At 64.2% G+C, this 2634-nt stretch carries 1 rRNA gene; it reads left to right on the forward strand.

The features are described 5' to 3' along the window. Nucleotides 1-2634, forward strand: a 23S ribosomal RNA gene (locus AAAV44_RS09740); the annotation flags it as partial.

Here is a 2634-nt window from a genome sequence, read left to right on the forward strand (position 1 = left end):
TACCCGGCAGGGGTTCCGCCGACGGGGTTGCAGGGCCGCGCATCCGGGGGCTGCCGCCCCCGGGCGCAGGTCCGGCTGGGGAGCGGAACGGCATGGGAGGGCCGGCCGCAGCGGGTGACAGCCCCGTACGCGAACCCAGACCGGACGGCGCGACGCGGTCCCTGAGTAGGGCCGGGCACGTGAAACCCGGTCCGAACCTGGGTGGACCACCATCCAAGCCTGAGTACTACCCTGTGACCGATAGCGCACCAGTACCGTGAGGGAAAGGTGAAAAGCACCCCGGGAGGGGAGTGAAACAGTACCTGAAACCGTGCGCCCACGAGCAGTCGGAGCAACTTTCAGTTGTGACGGCGTGCCTTTTGTAGAATGAGCCAGCGAGTCGCTGGCGCGGGGCGAGGTTAACCGAAAGGGAGCCGGAGCGAAAGCGAGCCTTAACAGGGCGACTTGAGTCCCGCGCCGCGGACGCGAAGCCGGGTGAGCTATCCGTGGGCAGGCTGAAGCGGGGGTAAGACCCCGTGGAGGGCCGAACGCACGTCGGTTGAAAACGGCGGCGATGACCTGCGGATAGGGGTGAAAGGCCAATCAAACCCGGAGATATCTCGTTCTCCCCGAAATAGCTTTAGGGCTAGCGTCGCGCGTTCACCGCCGGAGGTAGAGCACCGGATGGACGAGGGGGCTTCGCCGCCTACCGAATCCAACCGAACTCCGAATGCCGGCGGCCCAGAGCGCGGCAGTCAGAGCATGTGGGCTAAGCTGTGTGCTCGAGAGGGAAACAGCCCGGACCGCCCGCTAAGGTCCCCAAGTTCCAGCCGAGTGGCAAAGGATGTGCGTCCGCCCAGACAACCAGGATGTTGGCTTAGAAGCAGCCATCCATTCAAAGAGTGCGTAACAGCTCACTGGTCGAGTGGACATGCGCCGACAATACACGGGGCTAAGCTGGACACCGAAGCGGCGGGATTTTGATTTACAGAATCGGTAGGGGAGCTTCCCATGGGCGGAGAAGCCGGAGGGCGACCGACGGTGGAGCGCATGGGAGTGAGAATGCTGGCATGAGTAGCGAGAGACGAGAGAGTAACTCGTCCGCCGTGAACCCGAGGTTTCCTGGGCAAGGCTAATCCTCCCAGGGTCAGTCGGGGGCTAAGGCGAGGCCGGTAGGCGTAGCCGACGCGCAGCAGGCAGACATTCCTGCACCGCGCACGCGGCGCTACGACCGACGGGGCGACGGATGGGGGTGGCTCGGCGGGGTTCTGGACGTCCCCGTGATGGAGCGCGGCCCGCGGACCAGGGAAATCCGGTCCGCATCAAGGGCGAGGCTCCGGACGAAGCGATTGAGCGAAGCGAGTGAGCCCGAGGTCCCTAGAAAAACCCCTAGGCAGGCGCGTGCGCGCCCGTACCGCAAACCGACACAGGTGGGTGGGTAGAACATACCGAGGCGATCGGGTCAACCATGGTCAAGGAACTCGGCACAATGGCCCCGTAACTTCGGGAGAAGGGGTGCCCGCGCGTACGTGAACCGGCTTGCCCGGGGAGCGGAGGCGGGCCGCAGTGGAGAGGCCCAAGCGACTGTTTACCAAAAACACAGGACTCTGCAGAAGCCGCAAGGCGACGTATAGGGTCTGACGCCTGCCCGGTGCCGGAAGGTCACGCGGAGGAGTTAGCGCATCGCGCGAAGCCCCGAAGCCAAGCCCCGGTAAACGGCGGCCGTAACTATAACGGTCCTAAGGTAGCGAAATTCCTTGTCGGGTAAGTTCCGACCTGCACGAAAGGCGCAACGACTTGGGCGCTGTCTCGACCATGGACCCGGTGAAATTGCACTGGTCGTGAAGATGCGACTTACCCGCGGAAGGACGGAAAGACCCCGTGAACCTTCACTGCAGCTTGGCATTGGCCGCTGGTCCCGCGTGTAGAGGATAGGCAGGAGGCATCGATCCGGAGGCGCCAGCCCCCGGGGAGCCGCCCTTGGAATACTGCCCTCGCGCGACCGGCGTCCTAACCCGAGGCCGTCAACCGGCTCGGGGACCGTGCCAGGCGGGCAGTTTGACTGGGGCGGTCGCCTCCTAAAGGGTAACGGAGGCGCGCGAAGGTCCGCTCGGGACGGTCGGCAACCGTCCTTTTGAATGCAAGAGTACAAGCGGGCTTGACTGCGAGGCCCACAAGCCGAGCAGGTGCGAAAGCAGGCTCTAGTGATCCGGCGGCCCCGAGTGGGTGGGCCGTCGCTCAACGGATAAAAGGTACTCCGGGGATAACAGGCTGATCTTGCCCAAGAGTCCACATCGACGGCAAGGTTTGGCACCTCGATGTCGGCTCATCGCATCCTGGGGCTGGAGCAGGTCCCAAGGGTACGGCTGTTCGCCGTTTAAAGCGGTACGCGAGCTGGGTTCAGAACGTCGTGAGACAGTTCGGTCCCTATCCTCCGTGGGCGCAGGAGAATCGATGGAGGCTGCCCCCAGTACGAGAGGACCGGGGTGGACGCACCTCCGGTGAACCGGTTGTCGACCAACGGCACGGCCGGGTAGCCGCGTGCGGCGCGGATAACCGCTGAAGGCATCTAAGCGGGAAGCCGTTCCAGGGATTAGTTCTCCTTCCGGTAAGGGCCCAGGTAGACTACCTGGTCGATAGACGGCAGGTGCAAGG

The sequence above is a fragment of the Collinsella sp. CLA-AP-H1 genome (assembly GCF_040092945.1).
Taxonomy (GTDB): domain Bacteria; phylum Actinomycetota; class Coriobacteriia; order Coriobacteriales; family Coriobacteriaceae; genus Collinsella.